This window comes from Achromobacter sp. K91, assembly GCF_003576205.1.
Taxonomy (GTDB): Bacteria; Pseudomonadota; Gammaproteobacteria; order Burkholderiales; family Burkholderiaceae_B; genus Achromobacter; species Achromobacter aegrifaciens.
Genome location: NZ_QWFB01000027.1, coordinates 107,329 through 131,277 on the forward strand (window position 1 = coordinate 107,329; position 23,949 = coordinate 131,277).

The following is a 23,949-nucleotide window of genomic DNA, read 5'->3' on the forward strand; positions in this document are numbered from 1 at the left end:
ACAAAATAAATTCCGCTGACGGCCACCCGTCCCCCACGCGGACAGGTTCCGCCGCAGCACTTCGCGTGGCTAAGGATGGCGGCAAAAGTCTCATGCAAAGCATGAACTTCCCCCGCGTAAGCATGCCTCTCCTACATCTTTCAGCCACATCCGGATTCTCAAGCCGGCGCGGCCGCGGCGACGGCGGCCGCATGCTCGTGCGTTGTTGACTACTAACGCAACACAACGATAATTTTCGCCACATTGGCAGTTCGATTCGCAGGTAGCTGGACGTGCAGGATTTCGTTCCTGGGTTTCCTTATTTGCAGGAGAACTGGCATGGTCACCAGAAGGCTGAACATTCCTGTTTTGGCCCCCAATCCCAACCGTAATTTCTTCGACGGCACCCGCCCCGGCCATGCCGTGCTGCGCCCGGCCGATCTGCTGGCCTTGCGGCTGGAGCTGCGCAACCTGACGGTCACGCCGGGCCAACCTCCTCGCCTGAAAAAGGCTGGCGACGGGGCCGCCACGCTCATCGTCCACTTCCCGCCGCAGTCGATCAGCGAAGAGACGTTCTTCGAACGTCCGCCTCCCGGCACCGCCAACCAGCCGCCGCCCCGTCCCACGCCGGGCAAGCCGGAACCAGGCGGCGTGGAAGATCCCACCGGTCCGCCGGTGCGCGCGCGTATCGCCGGCGAATCGCGGCTGGCCTTTGACGTTCCCGACGGCTTCGACGTGCCCTACACGCTGGAAGGCGTGCTGGCCGCGATGGAGTCGCTGCCGTTGACCGTGGCCGCCAATGCGCGCCCGCCCGGGCCCAGCGCGCCGCGCCTGAACCTGCGCGATCTGTTCGACACCCGCATCGACAAGCTCTCGCCGGTGCAACGCGCCGCGCTATCGAGCTTCGCGCTGCGCAGCGCACGCATCGCCACGCAGCAGAACGCGCCCGGTGCGCTGTTGCTGCGGCAGGCCGGCGGCGCGCCAGGCCTGCGCGCATTGCGCCTGGGCGGCGGCGCGCCGGTCCGTGAGGTTCAGCGCACCAGCGCCCTGATCGAAATCCTCAGGCGCGGCCCCAAACCCGCGCTGCCCGCCGCGCAGCAGACGGCGATAGAACTGCCGTGGCGGCTGATCCTCAGCCCGCATGCGGACGAACGCTGGCGCCACGCCAAGGCGCCAGCGACTTCCGCCGCCACGCAGCACACCGAGCTCTGGCATACCCAGCTGCTGGCCGCGCAGCCGCAGAACAGCGCAACGGCGCCGCAGGCGGACGATCCCAAGCCGACCCTGCGCGCCATCTGGGCGCTGGGCGGCGAAGGCACGACCAAGCCCATGCAGGCAGCGTTTCCCGTGCCGGCGACGACCTATCTGCCGCAACCGAACACCTCGCCCTTCCGCATGCCGATGGACGATTTCGACCGGTTCCAGATCGCGCACCTGTCGTCGAATTTTTCCGTCGCCAACTACACGCCGCAGCCGGTGGACGCCAAGCTGCTGATGCTGTCCGCGCTGGGCGCCTGGCTGGACTCGCGCGGCAACTGGGACGCGCCCGGGCTGTCGCTGGAAGAATGGACGCATCGCGGCGCCATGGGCCGCGACCACTACGTCCGCGTGGTCTACAAGGGCCTGCTGTTCCCCTTCGGCCACCGCGCTTCGCTGGTGAAGGTCAGCGAACGCAAGTTCCATACGGCCAGGGCGGGTAACCCGGCCTACCTGCGCCAACGCCTGTTCATCATCGTGCGCCAGCGCGAACGCGTGTATGCCGATCCGCAACTGCAGGCGCGGGACGACTCGGGGAACGTGATCTTCCTGCATCGGCAGATGCCATTCTCCAGCGTGCGCATCCTGACCACCGTCACGCCAAGTTTGGATGCCCCTACCTCCCAGGCCAGCAACATCGATGGCCTGGGACAATTGCTGTTCTGGCCGTGCATAGGCGGAACCCCCTTCCGCTTCGCCTGTTCGGCCACCGACATCGATGGCCGCATCGTGCAGTTCGACCTGCCCATGATCTTCATGGACGGCGGCCATGCCTGCCCGCGCAAGCTCAGCGGCCAATGGCTGACGCCGGACTACGTGAACGCGGAGATTTTCGCGAAGCAGACGCGCAAGGCCTGGCGCGATGCCGAATCCGGCCGCCGCACCGCGCAGTTCAAGCAGCAGCGCGTCACGTTCGCCTCCCCGCTCAAGCCCGGCGATACCGCCGCGCAAGCGGAGACGATCGAGTTCGACGGTTTGGTCGATCCGGGCAATACCCAGCTGCGCGCCTACAGCGACTCCTTGAACGGCCCGCTGTTCTATCCCGGCATCAAGCGCGCCGAGATCCGCATCGCCGCGCTGGCTGAACTGACCGGCAGCGACAGCAACAGCGTGCTGAGCTGGAACGACCATTACCTCCGGTTCGGATTCGATTCCGGCAACGTCGGCCAGGTCTTCGGCAACATAGACGCCGAGCCCGGCTATCGCGGCGACGCGGTGCTGAACTTCTCCGCGCAGGGCGACCGCGCGGGCGGCTTCGTCCAGCCGAATCTGCGCCCCACGGCGCTGTCGCGCATGGCGGGTCCGGTCAGCGGCAAGGTCTCGGACTTCGTCGCCGGCAAGATGAGCGGCCCGGATATCTTCCCCAAGGTCATGTCCTCGGACCTGCCCTTTCCGCTGCTGTTCGGCTGCATACCGCTGGGCGACGTGATTGAAGCGGTGTCCAACGCCGCCGGCACGCCGGAGCGGGTGCCGCGCTTCGTATCGGAAGCCTGCTCCCAGCTGGAAAGCCTGGTCAACGAAATGGGCCGGCTCTACGCCCTGGTGGCGGACCTGGCGCAGCAACCAGGCCGCATCGCCGAGGCCGCGTTGCAGGTGTTGAAAGACACCTTGCAGGATCTGCTCGGCCAGGCGCAGGCCTACGCGCAGAACCTGGTGCAGGACGCAAAGGCCCGCGTCAACGATCTGATCGCCGCGCTGGACGCCGTGCGCGCGCAGGTCGCGCTGCTGGCCGGACTGTCCTTCGACGCCGCGCCCGCGCTGCCGGGATTGCCCGCCGTGCTCACCGCCGCGCGCGATGCCGCGCGGGCGTTGAGCACCGCGGCGGACGCGCAGGTGAACGGCGCGCACTTGCCTGATGGCCTGCGGCAATCGCTGCGCCAGGCCGCCAACACCGCCCAGACGCTCCTGGACAGCGTCGGCGTCGTGCCGGCGCTGCTGGTGCAGGGCAAGGCGCTGTACGACGCGCTCGACGCGGTTGTGGGCCACCCCGACCAGCTGGACGACCTGTTCGCCGACGCCGCGACGCTCAGGCCGCGTCTGCAGGCCATCACGGCCGCGGTCGATCCGCTGTCCGGCACCATAGGCGGCGCACGCCTGCTGGAAGGCGCGCCGCGCCAGATCGCGCAGACAGCGCTGCAGGCGGTCAAGCTGGCGGTCGATGCGGTGCTGGCCAGCGCGGAGCTGCTGGAACTGCTGACCGGCGATGAGCTCACCCTCCGCTTCGACTGGAATCCGGTGATCAAGAGCTGGTCGATCAAGCCTGGCGACCCGCCGCTGTTCCGCGTCAACGATACGCATGGCTTTCGCGTGGCGGTGGAAGCGCGTGTGCGCAAGAACGGGCAGAGCGCGCCCAAGATGTCGGTGGTCTGCTCGCTGAAGGACTTCGACCTGGTCCTGATCGCGCCTGCCAGCTTCATGGAGCTGAACTTCGAGAAGATCGAGTTCCGCATCGACACGGCCGCGAAGATGGACGTGGACGTGCTGCTGACAGACATCAAGTTCGTGGGCCCGCTGTCCTTCGTCGAAACGCTGCGCGACCTGATCCCGCTGGACGGATTCTCCGATCCGCCTTATCTGGATATCTCGGCCAAGGGCGTGGACGCCGGCTTCGACCTGGCGCTGCCGGCCGTCGCCATCGGCGTCTTCAATCTGTCCAACCTCAGTCTGGGCGCGGGCTTCACCGTGCCCTTCATCGGCCAGCCCCTGTCCGTGCGCTTCAATTTTTGCACGCGCGAACAGCCTTTCAACCTGTCGGTATGCATGTTCGGCGGCGGCGGGTTTTTCGGCATCACCCTGGATCCCAGCGGCATCCAGCTGATGGAAGCGGCCTTCGAGTTCGGCGCCAGCGTGTCGGTGAATCTGGGCGTGGCCTCCGGCGGCGTGCACGTCATGGCCGGCATCTACTTCCGCATGGAAAAGAACGCCTGCTCGCTGGCCGGCTACTTCCGCATGGGTGGCTGCGTCAGCGTGCTCGGCATCGTCAGCATTTCCATCGAGATCTACCTGGAACTGCGCTACGAGTTCGAAAGCGGCAAATGCGCGGGGCGCGCCACCATCACCGTCGAGATCGAAGTCTTCATGTTCTCGATGAGCGTGTCGCTGTCATGCGAACGCAAGTTCGCCGGGTCCAATGGCGACCCCGGCTTCCGCGACCTGATGGGGCCGCATCCCGACCTGCCGCTGGCGCAGGAGCTGGCGCAGATCGACGACAGCAGCGAGTACGCCTGGCGCGAATACGCCGAAGCCTTTGCCTGAGGAACGTCCATGGCCAAGCAAACGATAGTCTGGACCGCGATCCCCAACGGCCGCGTGCCCGCCGGCCCCGACGCCGGCCGGCTGCGCATCTCCATCGTGGCCTCGCCGCGCCTGACGCCGCAGGCCGTCAACGAGCAGCAGTTGCACGCGTTCGCCGACTGGGTCAACTGGCCGCGCACGCTGGAGCGCGTGCGCTTTGCGCTGAACACCGGCGCGGCGGAGATCGAACTGGAGCCGCAGGCGCAGGCCGACGCGGCGCTCTGGGAACGACTGCTGCCCAAGACCACGCCGGTCGCCGGCTTCGTGTTCCGCGACATGAGCAAGGTCAACCTGTTCTCGTATTCGGTGGCGGGTGTGCTGGGCCTGGCGCGCAAGCACTACGGCAGGCTGGCGGTGCAGGCCACCGGCACGCCGCCCACCCTGCTGCCCTGGCGCGACGCGCATCCGGGCCTGAAGGACATGCTGGGCGACTGCGGCACGCGCACGACCTTCATCTCGCTGGGCGACCGGCGCGTCGAAATGCCGCTGCCTGGCTTCGACCGCTTCTTCGACGACGGCGGCGACGGCGCCGAGCGCGTGCTGCGCTCGCAGGTCTACGGCCCGCACAGCGTCTACGAAGGCCACGCCGCCGCGCCGGGCGTGAACGCCGAAGGCAATCCCCAGCCCGGGGTGAGCTTTCCGCTGCGCGCCCTACCCACCCGCTGGAACGACGGCGGGCTCGCCGGCCCCGACCAGAACCTGATGAAGCTATGGAACTCACAGGCCGAGTACACCCTGTTCCAGGCCAACCGCTTCTATCGCCGCGATCCGCCCACGGCGCAACAGCGCAGCATCCGGCGGCCGGACGGCGAGAACGTACCCGCGCCGCCCGTCCAGCCGGAAATGGATTTCCACGCCATCGTGGCGTCCTACGGCGATTACCCGGCGCTGCTGCGCCAGCTCGGATTGGTCATTGATTGCCTGGTCCCGCCGGGCTCGGCCTTGGAACAGCAGTTGGCGGCGGCGCCCGCCGCGCAGGGCTATTTCTTCCTGACCCTGCGCTGGGAGGACGGGCACGACGCCGGCGATGACGCCTGTCCCGCCACCGCCTGGACGGGCGACGCGGAACGCTTCACCACGCGTCCGCGAAACCCCGCCGACCATGAGCGCGGCATGCTGAAGCTGCGCCGCGCCGACGACAGCTGGAACCTGTACGAACCCCGCACGCCGTTCGACGTCTACCAGGTCGACGCCGACGGCGCGGCGCTCAAGACTGTGGACTTCGTGCTCAGCGCACAAAATCTGATCGCCAGGAGCCTGGCGCTGGGCGCCGACGGCGCGGTGACCTACACCACCGGCGACAAACAGGGCGTGGCCGCGCTGCGCTCGGGCGGCCTGGGCGTGGCGCGGCGCGGCCGCGCCTGGGAAGTGGCGCAGAACGCGGCGGCCGCGGCCCTGAAGAATGCCGCCCTGTCGGGCGCGCCGGGCAGCATCGTGCTCTATGCCGAGGATCTGCTGCGCGGCTATCGCGTGGATGCGCAAGCGCAGGCTCCAGGCGATTCCCCGAAATGGCGCTCGTTGTGCCAGCGCGCCGGCACCTACCGCTGCACGGACGGCGGCGCGCCGCTGCAATTTCCTGATGACGAGGGCTATGTGAAAGGCGCCTCCACCAGCGGCGGAGAGAATCCGGACGACCAATACCTGCATGAATCCCTGTTCCGCTGGACTGGCTGGAGCCTGGTGGCGCTACGTCCGGGACGCACCCTGCGCGACCGCGTGGATCCGGACAGCGGCGTGCAGGGCGAAACGCCGGAAGACGTGCAGGACACGGCCACGGAAAAAGGCAACGGCCTGGCGGTCAGCTTCGCGGCGGCCAAGGGCAGCCTGCCGCGCCTGCGCTTCGGCATGCCCTACCGCTTCCGCGCGCGCCTGGTGGACCTGGCCGGCAACAGCCTGGCGCATGACGATCCATCGCTTGAGCGCGACGACAACGCCACCCAGCCGGTCGTCTACTGGCGCTTCGAACCGGTGGATCCGCCCGCGCTGGTGCAGCGCGCCCGCCTGAGTGAAGGCGAGTCGCTGGAACGCATGGTGATCCGCAGCAATACCGGCATGGACCCGGCGGCCTACCTCGACAGCCCCGATTTCAAGGCTGCACGCCAGGAGGACGCATCCAAGGACTACGCGTATACCGCCATCAATGAACGCCACGTGGTGCCGCCCAAGGCCTCGCAGCTGCAATGCGAAACACATGGCCTGTTCGACGGCATGATGGGCAACCCCGCCAACATCAAGCAGGCCTATGAAATCGCAGCCCGCGACGCGGGCACGCTCTACGACCAGGGGCCGGGCACGGACATAGAACTCGTGACGCCGCAGGCGTTGGACCAGGTCGCCACCACCGCACAGGTGCCGCCGAAAGAGCCCTCGCCTGAACACCCCACCGGCGAGCGCCTGGCCGCCGGGCAATATGTCATCCACCGCGAAGCCCAGGTGCTCACGCCCTATTTGCCGGACCCCGCTGCGGGCGGCATCGCGCTGCGCGCCCAGCCCGGCCATGCCCTGCCCGGCGTCACGGGACCGAAGGTGCTGGGACCCAGCGCGGTGATCGCGCTGACGCCCGCGCAAGAACTTGTGCTGCTGGTGGCGCATGCGCCCAAGTGGCCGGACACGCTGGGCTTGCGCATCGTACTGGAAGAGCGCCGCGCCACACTGGCCGATCCGCCCTGCTCGGAGGATTTCCTCGACGACGGACTCCCAAGCTGGGACGAGGCCAAGCGGGTCCTGACCTTCTACCTGCCCAAAGGGCGCATTGCCCGCTTGCGCTATTCCAGTTTTGTGAATCCCGGCCTGGCCAACACCTTCGGCATCCCCGCCTGGGCGAGCAACGAAGGCGAGCGCGCGACGCTGCGCCTGTCGTCCGTGCTGGGCGGCTGCTGGATGGTCACGCCGTACCGCTCGCTGGTGCTGGTCCATGCGACCCAGCAGCCGATCTGCGAGCCCCTGCTGCTGATGGCCGAGGAACCGCAGCGCGGACCTGGCGATGCCCATGCAAACCTGTATGCCCGCGTGCGGTTGCACGGCCCCACCACCGGCAAGGTCGAGATCGAGGCCGACTGGCACGAATGGGTGGATGACCTGCAGAAGCCGCGTCCGGAACGCCAGGCCGGCCATGGCGTGCTGGCGGAGGTTCCCTTGTCCGAAAACTACGCAAACCTCTTCACCCTGAGCAATGCGGTGAAGGAACAACTGAACGCGGACGGCAAGCTGCGCGCGCGCGGCGACCGCCATGAATTCGGCGACACCCGCTTTCGCCTCATCCGCTACCGCCTGCGCGCGGCCACGCGGTTCCGCGAATACCTGCCGCCCTCGCTGTACGCGCAGACGGACAAGGTCACGCGGCTGGGGCCCGTTGCCGACGGCCCGCTGGTGGAAACAGGAGCGGACGATGACCCGGGCGCTCCGGTGCTCAGGCGCGACGGCACGGCGCAGAACACCATCGTGCGCGCCAGCGCGCCGCCGGACGCCCCCGTCCTGACCTACGTCGTGCCGACCTTCCGCTGGGAGGAAACGGCGAGCAACGGCAAGCTGGACGTGACGCGACTGGGCAACGGCCTGCGGGTCTGGCTGGAGCGGCCCTGGTTCTCCTCCGGCGACGGCGAGCTGCTGGGCGTGGTGATCGCGGGCGACGGCCAGAACTTCACCGACATCACCAACCCGCTGACGCCGTTGGTGACGCAATGGGGCATGGATCCGCTCTGGGAGACGCCCCCGCCCAAGCACAAGGCGCGCGTGTCGGACTTCTCGGCGCGCGTCACCGACGAGCAGGTCTATCTGCAGGAAATCCCGGCCCAGCTGGTCCACGTGGTCGGACACCGCGTGCGCTGGAGCGAGGAACGCGCGCGCTGGTATTGCGACATCGAGCTCGATCCCGGCCGGACCTACATGCCCTTCGTGCGCCTGGCGCTGGCGCGCTATCAGCCCAACGCCATCGGTTCGGCCAAGCTGTCGCGGGTGGTGCAGGCCGAGTTCTCCCAGGTGCTGCCGCGCCGCCGCGCGGTGTTCGAGGTCAAGCGCGGCCGGCTGGCGTTCAGCCTGCGCGGCGTGGTGCCCAAGCATGGACCCATGAAGTTCCCGCTGGACTCCGAGTACCTGAACATCTCCTTCATCCCTGGCATAGGCCAGACCGCCGAAAGCGGCCGCAACCGCGTAGAGCTGGTGCTGCAGACGCGCGACCCGGCGCTGGACAGCGACCTGGCCTGGAGCGACGCCGCCGTGCTGGCGTCGGGCCTGCTGGACCCGTCCGGGCCGGCGCCCCAGCCGCCCGGCCCGATACCTGGCCCCATACTCATAGACCGCATGCGCGAACTGCCCATCCTGGAAACCGCCACGCCCGCGACGCTGGCCGATCTATCGCGCCTGGGCAACGTGGCGGTCGGCCCGGTGGTGCGTTTTCCGCCGGTGCTGGAGGGGCCTCTGCTGGGCGAACTGCTGGACCCGGTCATCTGGTCCGCCAGCGTCACGCTGCCCGACCGCGGCGGCAAGCCCGCGCGCATCGCGGTGCGCGAGTATGAACGCTATTACACCGACAACGCCGTGCCCGAACGGCGCGCCGGCGCCATCCAGCAGCGTCGCGTGGTGGAGGAAAGGCTGGTGTATTCGGCGTTCTTCGGGCTCTAAAAAAAAAGGGTGCCCGAAGGCACCCGAATCCACCCTACAACAGCAACTACAACTGCATAACTCTCCTGCGATGCTTACGCGGCCTTCTGTTCCTTGCCGTGTTCGAACTGGGCTTCCTCCGTCGAACCGGTCAGCGCGGTGGTCGAGGACTGGCCGCCTTCGATGGTCTGCGTCACGGCGTCGAAGTAGCCGGTGCCGACCTCGCGCTGGTGCTTCACGGCGGTGAAGCCCATTTCAGCGGCAGCGAATTCCTTCTGCTGCAGTTCGACGAAGGCGCTCATCTGGCGGCGGGCGTAGCCGTGGGCCAGTTCGAACATGCCGTAGTTCAGCGCGTGGAAGCCGGCCAGCGTGATGAACTGGAACTTGTAGCCCATGGCGCCCAGCTCGCGCTGGAACTTGGCGATGGTGCCGTCGTCCAGGTTCTTCTTCCAGTTGAACGAGGGCGAGCAGTTGTAGGCCAGCAGCTTGCCCGGGAACTGGCGATGGATGGCCTCGGCGAACTTGCGGGCGTATTCCAGGTTGGGCGTGGACGTTTCGCACCAGATCAGGTCGGCGTACGGCGCATAGGCCAGACCGCGCGAGATGGCCTGGTCGATGCCGGCCTTGGTGCGGAAGAAGCCTTCGACGGTGCGCTCGCCGGTGATGAAGGGACGGTCGTTCTCGTCGACGTCGCTGGTCACCAGGTCGGCCGCGTCAGCGTCGGTGCGGGCCAGCAGCACGGTGGGCGTGCCCATCGTGTCGGCCGCCAGGCGCGCCGACACCAGCTTGGCGACGGCCTCGCGGGTCGGGACCAGCACCTTGCCGCCCATGTGACCGCACTTCTTGACCGAAGCCAGCTGGTCTTCGAAGTGCACGCCCGAAGCACCGGCCTCGATCATCGCCTTCATCAGTTCGAACGCATTCAGCACGCCGCCGAAGCCGGCTTCGGCGTCCGCCACGATCGGGGCGAAGAAATCGATGTAGCCTTCGTCGCCCGGGTTCTTGCCTTCCATCCACTGGATCTGGTCGCAGCGGGTCAGCGAATTGTTGATGCGGCGGACCACTTGCGGCACCGAATTGGCGGGGTACAGCGACTGGTCGGGATACATCTCGCCGGCCAGGTTGGCGTCGCCGGCAACTTGCCAGCCGGACAGGTAGATCGCCTTCAAGCCGGCCTTGACCTGCTGCATGGCCTGGTTGCCGGTCAGGGCGCCCAGCGAATTCACGAAAGGCTCGCTATGCAGCAATTCCCACAGACGGGTGGCGCCGCGGCGCGCCAGCGTGTGTTCCACGCCGATGGAGCCGCGCAGGCGGATGACGTCCTCGGCGCTGTAGTCGCGCTTGATGCCTTGCCAACGGGCGTTTTCAGCCCAGTCCTTCTGCAGATTGCGGATTTCGGTTTCGCGGTTGCTCATGTTGATGCTCCTGGTCAGTGATGGGAAGACTTCAAAAGATTCGCGTCCTGCGTTGCGTGAATCGTTGGACAAAGTCTATGCCTCTGCTGCGGAGCAATGTGAACTGATGTCTTATAGAAGACGAAAAATATTATTCTTATAAATCAATAAATTACAAACTTGATTTCGTATTGCGGAACGCAATTATCATCTGTGAAATGGGCTCCCGCTGCTGCGCAGCAGTGGCTTTCACATGACGAAGGTTACATTTCACAATGTGGAAAATCGGCCTTTTTTACGACCGCCTACAATGCGTTCATTCTTCAAGTTTCCGATGACTCCGCTATGACGCTGTCCCACGGCCCGCTGGGCCAGAGCGTGGCCTACGCCTCGCAATACGACCCCTCCCTGCTCTTCCCCATCGCGCGTTCGCACAATCGCGCGGCGCTGAACCTGGAAGCCGGCAAGCTGCCCTTTACCGGCGTGGACCTGTGGAATGCCTATGAGCTGTCCTGGCTGGACGCCAAGGGCAAGCCGCGCGTGGCCATGGCCACCTTCTCGGTGCCGGCCGACAGCCCCAACATCATCGAGTCCAAGTCCTTCAAGCTCTATCTGAACTCGTTCAACCAGACCCGCCTGGTCAATTCGGCCGCCCTGCGCGGCCGTCTGGAGCGCGACCTGAGCGCCGCCGCCGGCGCGCCGGTGGGGCTGGATTTCTTCCTGCCGCAGCGCTTCTCCGAATTGCAGATGGGCGAAATGGATGGCGTCTATATAGACAAGCTGGATATCGAAATCGATACCTACGAGCCCGCCCCCGAAGTGCTGCGCACCCGCGCGGGCGACGTGGTCGAGGAAACGCTGGCGTCGCGCCTGTTGAAATCGAACTGCCCCGTCACGGGCCAGCCCGACTGGGCCAGCGTGCAGGTCCGCTACCGTGGCGCGCCCATAGACCGCGAGTCGCTGCTGCGCTATGTGATCTCGTTCCGCCAGCACGCGGAATTCCACGAGCATTGCGTGGAACGCATCTTCAGCGACATCATGCAGGCCTGCCGGCCGGAGCAACTGACGGTCTACGCGCGCTATACGCGCCGCGGCGGGCTGGACATCAACCCCTGGCGCAGCAATTTCGAAGCCGGGCCGCCGGCGGACGTGCGTACCGTCCGCCAGTAGGCGCCGGAAACCGCGTTACTTCACAAAAGGCTCGGGCCGCGGCGTATCGTCCGCCGACGGCGGCAACACCGGGTACTGGATCGCCGGCTGATCGCCCGTCAGGGTCTTCAGGAACGCCACTATCTGCGCGTTCTCATCGGGCGTGAAGGTCCGGCCCAGCTGCAACCGGCCCATCACGTCCACGGCCTGCGTCAAGGTAGCTGCCTCGCCATCATGGAAGTACGGATAGGTCAGCGCCACGTTGCGCAGCGTCGGCACCTTGAAGTTGAAGCGGTCGGCGTCCTTGCCCGTCACCGCCGCGCGGCCCTCGGCCTTGTTCTCGGTGACGTAGGGCGTGACCAGGCCCATCTTCTGGAACGAATTGCCGCCCACCGCCACGCCGTTGTGGCAGGCCACGCAGCCGCTGTTCTTGAAGAGTTCGTAGCCGGCCAGCTCGCGCACCGTCAGCGCCTTCTGGTCGCCGCGCAGCCACTGGTCGAAGCGCGAATTGGGCGTCACCAGCGTTTCCTCGAACGCGGCCAGGGCGCCGGTGACCTCGTCGATGGTGATGTCGTCTTTGCCGAAGACCTGCTTGAATTCCGCCCGGTAGCCGGGAATGGAATTCAGCACCTGCACCGCTAGTTCGTGAGTGGACGCCATCTCCATGGGATTGGCGATGGGGCCGCCCGCCTGCTCGCGCAAGTCCTTGGCCCGGCCGTCCCAGAACTGGGCGATGTTCAGACTGGAGTTGAGCACCGTCGGCGAATTGATCGAGCCCTGCTGCCACTTGTGCCCGATCGAGGCCTTGAGATTGTCCGAACCGCCCATGCCCAGGTTGTGGCAGGAATTACAGGAAATCGCGCCGGACCGGGACAGGCGCGGATCGAAGAAGAGCTTTTTGCCCAGTTCGACCTTGGCCGGCTCCTTGATGACCGCCGGCTCCACCGGCTGTATCGGTTCCTGCGAAGCCGCCTGGGCCAGACCCATCCAACTGCCCAAGGCGACCCCGGCCGCCAGCAACGCGCTTGCCCTTCTCATTTCGCTTCTCCTGTGAATAACCTTTGTCCCATAAAGGTCATTACATCAGAGGGAAACGGGTCGAACCTTGCGCCGGGTCAAACGGTCGGGCCCGTGCAGGGCCCGCCATGATCAGGAACGCACAGCCGCCGAAGCCGCAGCGGCGGGTTCCGCACGCCGCGCCTGCACCGCGATCCATTGCGCCAGGAAGGCGGCGGCAGCGAATGCCACGCCCGCGCCCACCCAGGGGCCCTGCCGCAGCCCGGCGTCCAGCAGCAGGCCGAAGGCCAGCGGCCCCAGGGCCGAGCCCACGTCCATGCCGGAGTACACCAGTCCGTAGACCGAGCCGGTGGAACCCTTGGGCGTGACGCGGCGGATCAACATGTCGCGCGACGGCGCCGCGACGCCGGAGCAGAAGCCCGCCAGGGCCACCACCGGTGCGGCCATCACAGCCGGCACCAAACCCAGCGCCAGCACCACCAGCGTCAGGCCCGCCAGGATCAGGGCCACCATCACGGTGCGTTCGGTACGCGGATTGGCCGACACCAGAAAGCCGCCCGCGGCCATGCCGACGGCCGAAGCCACCATGTAGCCGGACAGCGCCGAACTGGCCGCGACCTTGGACAGGTCATACAGCTGGCCCAGCAAGGGGATGGTGTAGTTCTGCACCGACGACAGCGCGATGGAGGTGCAGGCGAAGAACAGGAACGCGCCCCACAGCGCCGGCTTGGACAAGAGCGTGGTCAGCGTCGTCAGCACGCTTTCCTGCGGCTTTGCCGCGGGCTTGGGAGCGGCCTTGCCGGCTTCCACGTCCGCGTGGCCTTCCAGCGGCGACGGGCCGCCGATCAGATCGCGACCCAGAATCGTCAACAACAGCACCAAGGCCACCAGCCCGGCGGCGCTATAGGCCGCTACGCGCCAGTCTGCGAGCAAGGTGATGCTGGTCATGAAAACCGGGGTAAGCGCCCAGCCCAGATTGCCCGTCAGCCCGTGCGTGGAGAAGGCATGTCCCAGGCGCGGCGCGGAAATGCGATGGTTGATGATGGAATAGTCGGCGGGATGGAACACGGAGTTGCCGATGCCGCCCACGACGGCCGCCACGATCAGCATGGCGTAGCCGTTGGCCGATCCGATCAGCACGCCGGACAACACGAAGCACGCCAGCCCGAACCACAGCACCGGCCGCGCGCCGATGCGGTCCACCACGAAGCCCGAGGACGCCTGGCCGATGCCGGAAACCACATAGAACGTGGACACCAGCAGCCCAAGGCGGGCGAAGTCCAGGCCGAACTCGTTGCCCAGCGAGACATAGAGCGAGGGCAGGACCAGTTGGAAGAAGTGGGAGGAAGCGTGGGCGACCCCGATCAGCAGAATGATCTTCCAGTCGCGCCGGCGGGCGGCGGCGTCCAGGGCCAGGGTATTCGCAGCGGTGTTCATTGCAGGCGGCCGCGGTCAGCGGCAGGTGGCGCGGCGCCGATGCGGCGGTGCGCGGGTTGTCTCCGGCAACGTCCGGATGTTCCGGGCGTTGGACTCTAGGCGCCGTCCCGGACACGCCGGCGGATCGCTCTTGGTATGTAACGGCGGCCGCCTTGCGCGAGCCGTGCCGCCGCTCTGCCAAACAAAAATACGGACTCTGGACTACATGGCCTTTTCGCGGATGGCGGGCCACGCGCGCTGCAGGTAATACAGCATCGACCACACCGTCAGCACCGCCGCCACGATGATCAGCACATCGCCCAGCAGGCGCGAGCTGACGCCGTAGATCGGCTGGTTGTACAGCAGGCACGGAATCGCCACCATTTGCGCGGCCGTCTTGAACTTGCCCAGCCGGTGCACCGCCACGCTGGCGCTGGCGCCGATCTTGGCCATCCATTCGCGCAGCGCGGAAATCGTGATTTCACGGCCGATGATGATCAGGGAAATAAAGGCGTCGACGCGGCTGAGGTCCAGCAGGACGATCAGGGCCGCGCAGACCATCAGCTTGTCGGCGACCGGATCCAGGAAGGCCCCGAACGCCGAGGTCTGGTTCCAGCGGCGGGCCAGCCAGCCATCGAACCAGTCGGTCAGCGCCGCAATAATGAAAGCCCAGGCGGCGAAAGTGTCGCGCACAGGGACCGACATCCAGCTTTCGGGCAGGTAGAACAGCCCGACCACCAGCGGAATCATGGCGATGCGCAGCCATGTCAGGATAATGGGTACATTAATTGGCATAGTGTCCGTATGCTAACAGTAAGACGCCCCCCCGAAGCGCCTGAGGCGCTTCCCCCCCAGGGGGGCGCCGCTGCGGACCGGCGGAGCCGGATCCGCGCGGCCCGGCGGGCGCTACGCCGGTTGCTGCGTCTGTAACCCAGCAGAGGGTGAGTAACCGCCGGCATTTATGCATGGCGGCTACCGCAGGGCTTCATAAATGCGGATCGCCAGGTCTTGGGAGATGCCGTCGACCGAGGCCAGGTCTTCGATGCTGGCCGAAGCCACGCCCGAGAAGCCGCCGAAACGGGCCAGCAGGCGCTGGCGGCGGCGGGCGCCGATGCCTTCGATTTCTTCCAGGCGAGAAACGTTGCGAGCCTTGGCGCGGCGGGCGCGCATGCCGGTGATGGCGAAGCGGTGCGCCTCGTCGCGCACTTGGGCGATCAGCATCAGCGCGGCGGATTCGCCGCCCAGCGCCACCGGCGGGCGGGCGTCGGCGAACACCAGGGTCTCCAGGCCGACCTTGCGCCCTTCCCCCTTGGCCACGCCTACCAACGTCTGGATATCCAGGCCCAGTTCCACGAACACCTGGCGGGCGACTTCCACCTGGCCCTTGCCGCCGTCGATCAGCACCAGGCCGGGCATGGGCGCCTCGCCGTCCGCCACCTTGGCGAAGCGGCGGCTCAGTACCTGGCGCATCGCGGCGTAATCGTCGCCCGGCGTGATGCCGGCGATGTTGTAGCGGCGGTACAGCGACGGCTGCATGTCGTGGTGTTCGAACACCACGCAGGACGCCTGGGTCGCTTCGCCCGCCGTGTGGCTGATGTCGAAGCATTCGATGCGCAACGCGTCGAGCGCGGCTTCGTCCGTGTCCAGGTCCAGCGCCTCGGCCAACGCCAGTGTCCGGGCGGCGCGGGCGCCGGACTCGGTCAAGGCGCGGGCCAAGGCCATTTCGGCGTTCTTGGCCGCCTGCTCCAGCCAGGCGCGGCGCGCGCCTTGCGGACGCGTCAGCACCCGCGACGGGCGTCCGCCCGCCTGTTCCACCAACAGGCCGATCAGGTCAGGATCCGGCAAGGCGTGCGAACAGACCAGCACCGGCGGCATGGCATTGTCGGTGTAGTGCTGGGCCACGAAGGCTTCCAGCACCTGCGGCGCGGCCTCGCCCTCGGCATGCGTGGGAAAGAACGGCTTGTCGCCCAGATGGCGGCCGCCCCGCACCATGGCCAGATTAACGCAGACCTTGCCGCCCGCGATCGCCACCGCAATGATGTCGGTGTCCTCGCCGCTGACGTTTTCCATGGTCTGCTGGTGCAATACGCGCGCCAGCGACCCCATCTGGTCGCGCAGCGCCGCCGCTTCCTCGAAGCGCAGTTCGCTGGCCGCCTGCTGCATCCGGCTTTCGATTTCGCCCATCACCTCCTTGGCTTCCCCGTTGAGGAAGCGCACGGCGCGCTGCACGTCGCGTTCGTAGTCGGCGGCTTCGATCGCGCCGACGCAGGGCGCCGAGCAGCGCCCGATCTGATGCAGCAGACAGGGTCGCGAACGGTTGGCGAAGACCGAGTCCTCACAGGTCCGCAGGCGGAATACCTTCTGCAGGATCTGGATGGTCTCGCGCACGGCCCAGGCATTGGGGAACGGCCCGAAGTACTGCCCGCGCTTGTTGGTGGCGCCGCGGTAATAGGCAATGCGCGGCCATTCGTGGCCGGTGATCAGCAGGTAGGGATAAGACTTGTCGTCGCGGAACAGGATGTTGTAGCGCGGCTTCAGGGTCTTGATGAGGTTGTTTTCGAGGATCAGCGCTTCCGCTTCGGAGCGCGTCACCGTCACCTCCAGCCGCGCCACCTTCGCCACCATCTGGGCGATGCGGGGGCTGGCCAGGTTTTTCTGGAAATACGACGAGACGCGCTTCTTCAGGTCGCGCGCCTTGCCGACATACATGACCTCTCCGGCCGCATCCAGATGCCGGTACACGCCCGGCAGATGCGGCAGGTCAGCCAGGAACGATTTGAGATTGAAGTCGTCGGGCATTCTGATAACGGCTCTCAGCCTGCAAGGTATCCCAGTCCGGCGCGTCAAAGCGCGGCATCAGGCGGCGGATGCGCGCCACGGACTCGGGCGCGTGCTCGAACTTCAGGCGTTCGAGCAATTCGTCCGCCAGGTCCGGCCGGTTGCACACCAGCACCATATCGCAGCCGGCGCCCAGCGCCGCGTTGGCGCGGTCCAGGATGTCGCCCGCGACCGAGGCCCCTTCCATGGTCAGGTCGTCCGAGAACACCACTCCATCGTAGCCCAGGCGGGTGCGCAGGATGTCCTGCACCCAGCGCTTGGAGAAGCCGGCCGGGTGCTTGTCGACCTTGGGATAGATCACGTGCGCAGGCATCACCGACGGCAGCACTGCATCGCCCAGCCAGGCGTACGGCGCGGCATCGTCCTGCAGGATCTTGTCCAGCGGACGCGGGTCCACCGGGATCTCGTGGTGCGAATCCGCCTCCACGAAACCATGGCCGGGGAAATGCTTGCCGCAGGCCGACATGCCCGCCAGCTGCAAGCCCTGGATCAGCGCGCGCGACAGCATCGTGACCACGCGCGGGTCCTGGTGGAAGGCGCGGGTGCCGATCACCTTGCTGACGCCGTAGTCCAGGTCCAGCACCGGCGTGAAGCTCATGTCCACGCCGCAGGCGCGCAGCTCGGCGGCCAGCACGTAGCCGGCTTCGGTCGCAAGGCGCATGGCCTGCAGCGGATCGCGGTCCCACAACGCGCCCAGGTCGCGCATGGCGGGAAGCGCCGTGAAGCCGTCGTCGCGGAAGCGCTGCACACGGCCGCCTTCGTGGTCCACCAGGATCAAGAGCGGCTCCTTGCGAGCCTTGTGGATCTGGCGCGTCAGCTCGGTCAGTTGCTTGCGGCTTTCAAAGTTGCGCGCAAACAGGATCACGCCGCCCACCAGCGGATGGCGCAGGCGCTTCTTCTCCGCCTTCGTCAGCGAGTGTCCCGCCACATCGACCATCACGGGGCCGGGCGGCAGGACCGCCCTAGATTTCTTCTTGGCCATGTCAGGCTGTCCTTCTGTCTAAGTCTGGCAAGCCGGCAGCAGACACGAGTCCGCCGATCAGGGCTTGCGTTCGACCACCACGTAAGCGGCGGCCATGTCGGATTCGTCGGTAATGGAAACGTGGGCCGCACCAAAGCGCTGCTCGTACCATTGCAGCAGTTCGGGCGCGATCACCAGCACGGGACGCCCGCCGGGCGCGTTCAGCGTCTGCACGCGCCGCCACGTCATGGGCATGCGCATGCCCAGGCCTATGGCCTTGGAAAACGCCTCCTTGGCCGCGAAGCGCGTAGCCAGGAAACGCAGGCCGCGCACCGGGTCGCGGGCGCGGCGCGCGTGGAACTTCTGCAGTTCTTCGACGCCCAGGATCTTTTCGGCAAAACGGTCGCCGTGGCGCGCCAGCGCGCGCTCGATGCGGTCGATGCGCAGCAGGTCCATGCCGATGCCGGCAATGGCGCCTGCGGGCGCAGCGGGGCGGGAGGCGTCAGACATGGGAATCAGCGCGCGGCCGCAGGAAAAAACGGGATACCGGGCTCGCGGTCACAGCCCGCGCAGCGCTTGCAGGCGGGCCTGCACCATCAGCGCCTTCATGTCGCGCACCGCTTTTTCCCAGCCGTCGAACACCGCCTGCGCCACGATGGCGTGGCCGATGTTGAGTTCGGAAATGCCTTCCAGCGCGGCCACCGGCTTGACGTTGCCGTAATGCAGGCCGTGGCCTGCGTTCACGCGCAAGCCGTGGCGCAGCCCTTCGGTCACGGCCAGGCGCAAGCGCTGCAGTTCGGCCTCGGCGGCCTCGCCTTCAGCTTCGGCGTAGGCGCCGGTGTGCAATTCGATCACCGGCGCGCCGGCCTTGGCCGCGGCCGCGATCTGCACGGGATCCGGATCGATGAAGAGCGACACGCGGATGCCGGCCTCGGCCAGCAGGCCCACCGCATCCGACACCGGCCCCATGGCGCCCGCGACTTCCAGGCCGCCTTCGGTCGTCAGTTCGGTGCGCTTTTCGGGCACCAGGCAAACGTCGCTGGGCTTGACCGCGCAGGCGATCTCCAGCATTTCCGCCGTCACCGCGCATTCCAGGTTCATGCGCGTACGCAATTGCGGACGCATGGCGTAGACGTCCTTGTCCTGGATATGGCGCCGGTCTTCACGCAGATGCAGCGTGATCAGATCGGCGCCGGCGTCCTCCGCGCGCAGCGCGGCGAGCACCGGGTCCGGATAGGTCGTGTGGCGCTGTTGCCGCAGCGTGGCAACGTGATCGATGTTTACACCAAGTTCTATCATTGCACTTTCGTTGTTTCTTCCCAGCCGCCGCCCAGGGCCTTGTACAGCTCCACGCGGTTGATCAGCGCGGCCAGGCCAGTCTGGACCAGGGCGAGCTGGGCATTGAAAAAGTCCACCTGCGCGGTCTGCACCTGCAGGTAGCTGTCGATACCATTGGTATAACGCAGATTCGACAGTTCCAGCGTGCGGCCGGACGCGTCCTGCAGGGCGCGCTGGGCATCCAGTTGCGCCCCGTAGGTAGCTTCGCCCGCCAGCGCGTCCGACACTTCGCGGAACGCCTGCTGGATGGACTGTTCGTACTGCGCCACGGCGATATTGTCGCGCGCCTTGGCCAGGTTCAGCCCTTCGCGGATGCTGCCGCCGGCAAACAGCGGCGTGGTGATCGACGGCGAGAAGCTCCAATAGCCCTGGCCGCCCTTGAACAGGTCGCCCAACGAGGGGCTGGCCACCCCTAGCAGGCCGGTCAGCGAGATGGTCGGGAAGAACGCCGCGCGCGCCGCGCCGATATTGGCGTTGGCGGACAGCAGCTGGTTTTCCGCGGCCATGATGTCCGGACGGCGCTCGAGCAGATCGGACGGCAGGCCGGCTGGCACCGTCGCCAGAAGCTGGTCGCGGCCGAACACGGCCGGCGCCGGCAGGTCCGGCGGCAAGGGCGTGCCGACCAGCAGCACCAGCGCGTTCATGGCCTGGGCCTGGGCGCGGGCCAGTTGAGCCAGATCGGACGAGGCCGTATCCAGCAGCGACTTGGCCTGGTTCAGGTCCAGCTCCGAAGCCACGCCGCCGTCGAAACGCCGCTTGACCAGGTCATAGGATTCCTGGCGCGACGCCAGGGTGCGCTGCGTCAGGTCCAGCTGGACCTCGGCGGCGCGCAGGTTGAAGTACGACTGCGCGACCGCGCCGACCAGCGTGATCTGCGCACTCTTCTGCGCCTGCTCGGTCGACAGGTACTGCTGATACGCCGCCTCGGACAGGTTACGCAGGCGGCCGAACAGGTCGATCTCGAAGGTGGTCAGGCCGATGCCTGCCTGGTACGAGCTGCTGATCGAACCCGCGCCGGGCTGCCGCATGTTCTGGGGCAGATGCTGACGCTGGCCCTGGATGCCGGCGCCGATGCTGGGCCATTGCGCGCCGCGCTGGATGCCGTATTGGGCGCGAGCCTCTTCCACGCGCTCCACCGCCACGCGCAGGTCGCGGTTGTTGACCAGCGCCAGCTCGATCAGGCTTTGCAGGCGCGGATCGCGGAAGAACTCGCGCCAGCCCAGATTGGCCGCCGGCGTGCCGTCCTGCGGCATGACCGCGGTGGACGGCTGGGTGCCCAGCGAGGTGGGCTTGGCGTAGCCGCCATACTGCACCTTGGGCTGATCGGGCCACGTACCGGAAACCGGCGCATCGGGGCGCTTGTAATCGGGCGCCAGCGAGCAGCCGGCCAACGCCACCGCCACGAAAGCGGACAAGGCGGTCTGTTTGAACTTCAGGGCTTTCATTCCTTGCCCTCCTGGCCACCGTTGGGTTGTGCGGGGTGTTGCGCGGCAGCGTCCGGGGCAACCTGACCGGCCGCCTTCTTGGCCGCCTGCTCTTCCTCGAAGGCGCGCAGTTCGGCGCCCAGCAGGCGCGGCCGGGTCTTGAACAGGCCCAGCACCACCACGAAGAAGGTCGGCACGAAAATCACCGCGAACGGCGTGGCGGCCAACATGCCGCCCAGCACGCCCAGACCCACGGCGCGCTGGCTGGCGGCGCCTGCGCCGGTCGCCATGGCCAGGGGCACCACGCCCAGGATGAAGGCCAGCGACGTCATCAAGATGGGACGGAACCGCAGCCTCGCGGCTTCCACCGCGGATTCATACAGCCCCATGCCGCGAGCGTACTGATCCTTGGCGAATTCCACGATAAGAATGGCGTTCTTGGCCGCCAAGCCGATCACGGTCACCATGCCCACCTGGAAGTACACGTCGTTGGACATGCCCAGCGCGCTGATCAACGCCACCGCGCCCAGCATGCCCAGCGGCACCACCAGCATCACCGAAATCGGGATGGCCCAGCTTTCATACAGGGCGGCCAGCACCAGGAACACCACCAGCAGCGACAGGCCCATCAGGATCGGAGCCTGGTTGCCGGCCTGGCGTTCCTGGTAGGAAAGGCCGTTCCACTCGTAGCCGAAGCCCTGCGGCAACTGGCCCACCAGACGCTCCATCTCGGCCATCGCCTCGCCCGTAGTGTAACCAGGGGCGGCGTCGCCGCCGATACGCATGGACTCGTAGCTGTTGTAGCGCACCACCTGCACCGGACCCTGCTTCCACTCGGCCTTGACGAAGGTGGACAGCGGCACCATGCCGCCCTGGCTGTTGCGGGCGTTCAGCTGCAGCACGTCATTGAGCTGCATGCGATACGGCGCGTCGGCCTGCACCCAGATGTTCTGCATCCGGCCCAGGTTGGGGAACTTGCTCAGGTAGGCGGAGCCGACCGCGGTGGAAATCAGCGAGGCAGCCTCGTTGAAGTCCACGCCCAGCGCAGCCGCTTTCTCGCGGTCGATGGTCAGGCTGAGCTGCGCGCCCGGCCCCAGGCCGGTGATGCGCACCTGCGACAGCACGGGGCTCTTCATGACCAGGCCCATGAGTTCGCCGGTGGCCGCGGCCAGGGCGGCGGAACCCGCCGCGCCGCGATCCTGCAGGCGGAAGTCGAAGCCGGTCGCGTTGCCCAGGGACGAAATGGCGGGTGGCACCAAGGTGAACACCTGCGCGTCATGGATGCCCATCAGCTGCTTTTCGAAGGCATGGAAGGCAATGGCGCCCGCCGAGTCCTGGCGCGACTTGCGCTCGCTGAAGTCCTTCAGCGTGACGAAGGCGATAGCGGCGTTCAGGCCGTTGCCGTTGAAGCTGTAGCCCTGCACGGCGATGATGTTTTCGACCGCGGGCACGTCCGAGAAGTACTTCTCGACCTGCTCGATGACCTCGACCGTGCGGTTGGCAGTGGCGCCGGTGGGCAGCTCGATGTTGCTGACCACGTAGCCCTGGTCTTCCTCGGGCAGGAAGGACGAAGGCAGGCGCAGGTACAGCCAGCCCAGCAGCACGACCAGCAGCAGGAACGCCAGCATCATGCGGCCGCCCTTGTGCAGGATGCGCGACACCCAGTTCTGGTAGTTGTGGGTGGTGGCGTCGAACTTGCGGTTGAACCAGCCGAAGAAGCCCTTCTTGTCCTCGTGGTGGCCCTTGGGCACCGGCTTGAGGATGGTGGCGCACAGCGCCGGGGTGAAGGTCAGGGCCAGCAGTGCCGAGAAGAAGATCGACACGGCCATCGCGATCGAGAACTGGCGGTAGATCACACCCACCGAACCGCTCATGAAGGCCAGCGGCAGGAACACCGTCACCAGCACCAGCGTAATGCCGATGATGGCGCCGCTGATCTGCGGCATCGCTTTCTTGGTGGCTTCCTTGGGTGGCAAGCCCTCTGTGGACATGATCCGCTCGACGTTTTCCACCACCACGATGGCGTCGTCCACCAGAATCCCGATGGCCAGCACCATGGCGAACATGGTCAGCACGTTGATGGAGAACCCGAGCGCCAGCATCACCGCGAACGCCCCCAGCATGGCCACCGGCACCACCAGGGCCGGGATCAGGGTGTAGCGGACATTCTGCAGGAACAGGTACATCACCAGGAACACCAGCACCATGGCTTCCGCCAGGGTGTGGACCACCTGCTCGATGGACACCTTGACGTAGGGCGCCGTGTCGTACGGAATGGAGTACGTGATGTTGCCCGGGAAGTACTTGGACAGCTCTTCCATCTGCTGGCGCACGCCCTGGGCGGTGGCCAGCGCGTTGGCGTTGGGCGACAGCACGATGGCGAATGCGGCCGTCGGCTTGCCGTTCAGGCGGGCGCCGAACTGGTAGTTGTCCGCGCCGACTTCGATGCGGGCGACGTCGCGCAGCAGCACCTTGGAGCCGTCGGTGTTGGCGCGCAGGACGATCTTGCCGAAGCCCTCCACCGTGCTCAGCTGGCCGTTGGCCGTGACCGTGGCGGTGATGCGCTGCGAATCCGGGTTGGGCGGCGCACCGATGCTGCCGCCGGAAATCACCACGTTCTGCTGGGCGATGGCCTGGTTGACCTGCGACATGCTCAGGTTGAACCCGACCAGCTTGGCGGGATCGACCCACACGCGCATGGCGCGCGGCGCCGCGAACAGCTGGAACTGGCCCACGCCGGGCACGCGGGAAACCGGGTTCTTGATGTTGCGGGTGATGTAGTCGGCCAGCGCCGTCTGGTCCAGCGAACCGTCCGTGGACGACACCGCCGCCACCATCAGGAAGCCGGTACTGGTCTGCTCATATTGCAGGCCCTGCTGCTGCACGGCGGTGGGCAACTGCGCGACCACGTTGGACACGCGGTTCTGCACGTCCACCTGCGCCAAGTCTGGATTGGTGCCAGGAGCGAAGGTCGCGGTGATGGTCGAGGTGCCGTAGGAATCGCTGACCGACTCGTAGTAGATCAGGCCCTTGGCGCCGTTGAGCTGGTCTTCGATGATACTGGTGACCTGCTCGGCCACTTCGTTGGCCGACGCGCCGGGGTACGTGGCCGTGATCGTGATCGCGGGCGGCGCTACGTCCGGGTACTGCGAAATCGGCATGTTCGGGATCGCCAGCACCCCGGCCAGCAGGATGAACAGGGCGACTACCCAGGCGAAAATCGGTCTATCAATAAAAAATTGCGGCATGTGGGCTGACTCTGAAAGCGATGCTCACCAAAGAG

13 protein-coding genes are annotated in these 23,949 nt (G+C 66.8%); 3 read left to right on the forward strand and 10 right to left on the reverse strand.

The genetic code is table 11. The features are described 5' to 3' along the window. Positions 1-318: 318 nt before the first annotated feature. Together DXK93_RS10050 and DXK93_RS10055 are read left to right on the forward strand one after the other, a co-directional pair. Positions 319-4,491 (forward strand): hypothetical protein, encoded by a 4,173-nt coding sequence (locus DXK93_RS10050; protein ID WP_119449986.1) that lies wholly within the window; start codon positions 319-321, stop codon positions 4,489-4,491. A gap of 9 nt (positions 4,492-4,500) precedes the next feature. Continuing rightward, positions 4,501-9,150, forward strand: coding sequence for a hypothetical protein (locus DXK93_RS10055; RefSeq protein WP_119449987.1), 4,650 nt, complete (start codon positions 4,501-4,503; stop codon positions 9,148-9,150). 74 nt (positions 9,151-9,224) lie between these two features. Here the strand turns inward: DXK93_RS10055 and aceA are convergent, their stop codons facing one another. Further along, the gene (gene aceA, locus DXK93_RS10060; RefSeq protein ID WP_042794353.1) at positions 9,225-10,544 is read right to left on the reverse strand and encodes an isocitrate lyase; all 1,320 of its coding nucleotides are present in this window, start codon (positions 10,542-10,544) and stop codon (positions 9,225-9,227) included. A gap of 324 nt (positions 10,545-10,868) precedes the next feature. On the opposite strand from aceA, the gene queF reads away from it, so the two are divergent. Further along, positions 10,869-11,693, forward strand: coding sequence for an NADPH-dependent 7-cyano-7-deazaguanine reductase QueF (queF, locus tag DXK93_RS10065; RefSeq protein ID WP_119449988.1), 825 nt, complete (start codon positions 10,869-10,871; stop codon positions 11,691-11,693). 15 nt (positions 11,694-11,708) lie between these two features. Here the strand turns inward: queF and DXK93_RS10070 are convergent, their stop codons facing one another. The 9 genes from DXK93_RS10070 to DXK93_RS10110 form a co-directional block, all read right to left on the reverse strand. After that, positions 11,709-12,710, reverse strand: a complete 1,002-nt coding sequence (locus DXK93_RS10070; protein WP_054452876.1) for a cytochrome-c peroxidase — start codon at positions 12,708-12,710, stop codon at positions 11,709-11,711. Between the two features lie 111 nt (positions 12,711-12,821). After that, the gene (locus tag DXK93_RS10075; RefSeq protein ID WP_054452878.1) at positions 12,822-14,126 is read right to left on the reverse strand and encodes an MFS transporter; all 1,305 of its coding nucleotides are present in this window, start codon (positions 14,124-14,126) and stop codon (positions 12,822-12,824) included. A 201-nt stretch (positions 14,127-14,327) separates the two neighbouring features. After that, a complete protein-coding gene (pgsA, locus tag DXK93_RS10080) occupies positions 14,328-14,900 on the reverse strand; it encodes a CDP-diacylglycerol--glycerol-3-phosphate 3-phosphatidyltransferase (RefSeq protein WP_119449989.1) in 573 nt (190 codons plus the stop codon). Positions 14,901-15,077: 177 nt separating this feature from the next. Continuing rightward, the gene (uvrC, locus tag DXK93_RS10085; RefSeq protein ID WP_054452880.1) at positions 15,078-16,904 is read right to left on the reverse strand and encodes an excinuclease ABC subunit UvrC; all 1,827 of its coding nucleotides are present in this window, start codon (positions 16,902-16,904) and stop codon (positions 15,078-15,080) included. Beyond that, positions 16,867-17,925 (reverse strand): beta-N-acetylhexosaminidase, encoded by a 1,059-nt coding sequence (gene nagZ, locus DXK93_RS10090; protein WP_054452882.1) that lies wholly within the window; start codon positions 17,923-17,925, stop codon positions 16,867-16,869. Before nagZ ends, uvrC begins: the two co-directional genes overlap by 38 nt. Before the next feature lie 57 nt (positions 17,926-17,982). Further along, positions 17,983-18,414 (reverse strand): holo-ACP synthase, encoded by a 432-nt coding sequence (gene acpS, locus DXK93_RS10095; protein WP_054452884.1) that lies wholly within the window; start codon positions 18,412-18,414, stop codon positions 17,983-17,985. A 48-nt stretch (positions 18,415-18,462) separates the two neighbouring features. Next, positions 18,463-19,203, reverse strand: a complete 741-nt coding sequence (gene pdxJ, locus DXK93_RS10100) for a pyridoxine 5'-phosphate synthase (protein WP_054452886.1) — start codon at positions 19,201-19,203, stop codon at positions 18,463-18,465. Then, positions 19,200-20,687, reverse strand: coding sequence for an efflux transporter outer membrane subunit (locus tag DXK93_RS10105; protein ID WP_054452888.1), 1,488 nt, complete (start codon positions 20,685-20,687; stop codon positions 19,200-19,202). The genes pdxJ and DXK93_RS10105 overlap by 4 nt, the downstream gene beginning before the upstream one ends. Next, positions 20,684-23,914, reverse strand: coding sequence for a multidrug efflux RND transporter permease subunit (locus tag DXK93_RS10110; protein WP_119449990.1), 3,231 nt, complete (start codon positions 23,912-23,914; stop codon positions 20,684-20,686). Before DXK93_RS10110 ends, DXK93_RS10105 begins: the two co-directional genes overlap by 4 nt. Between the last annotated feature and the right edge of the window lie 35 nt (positions 23,915-23,949).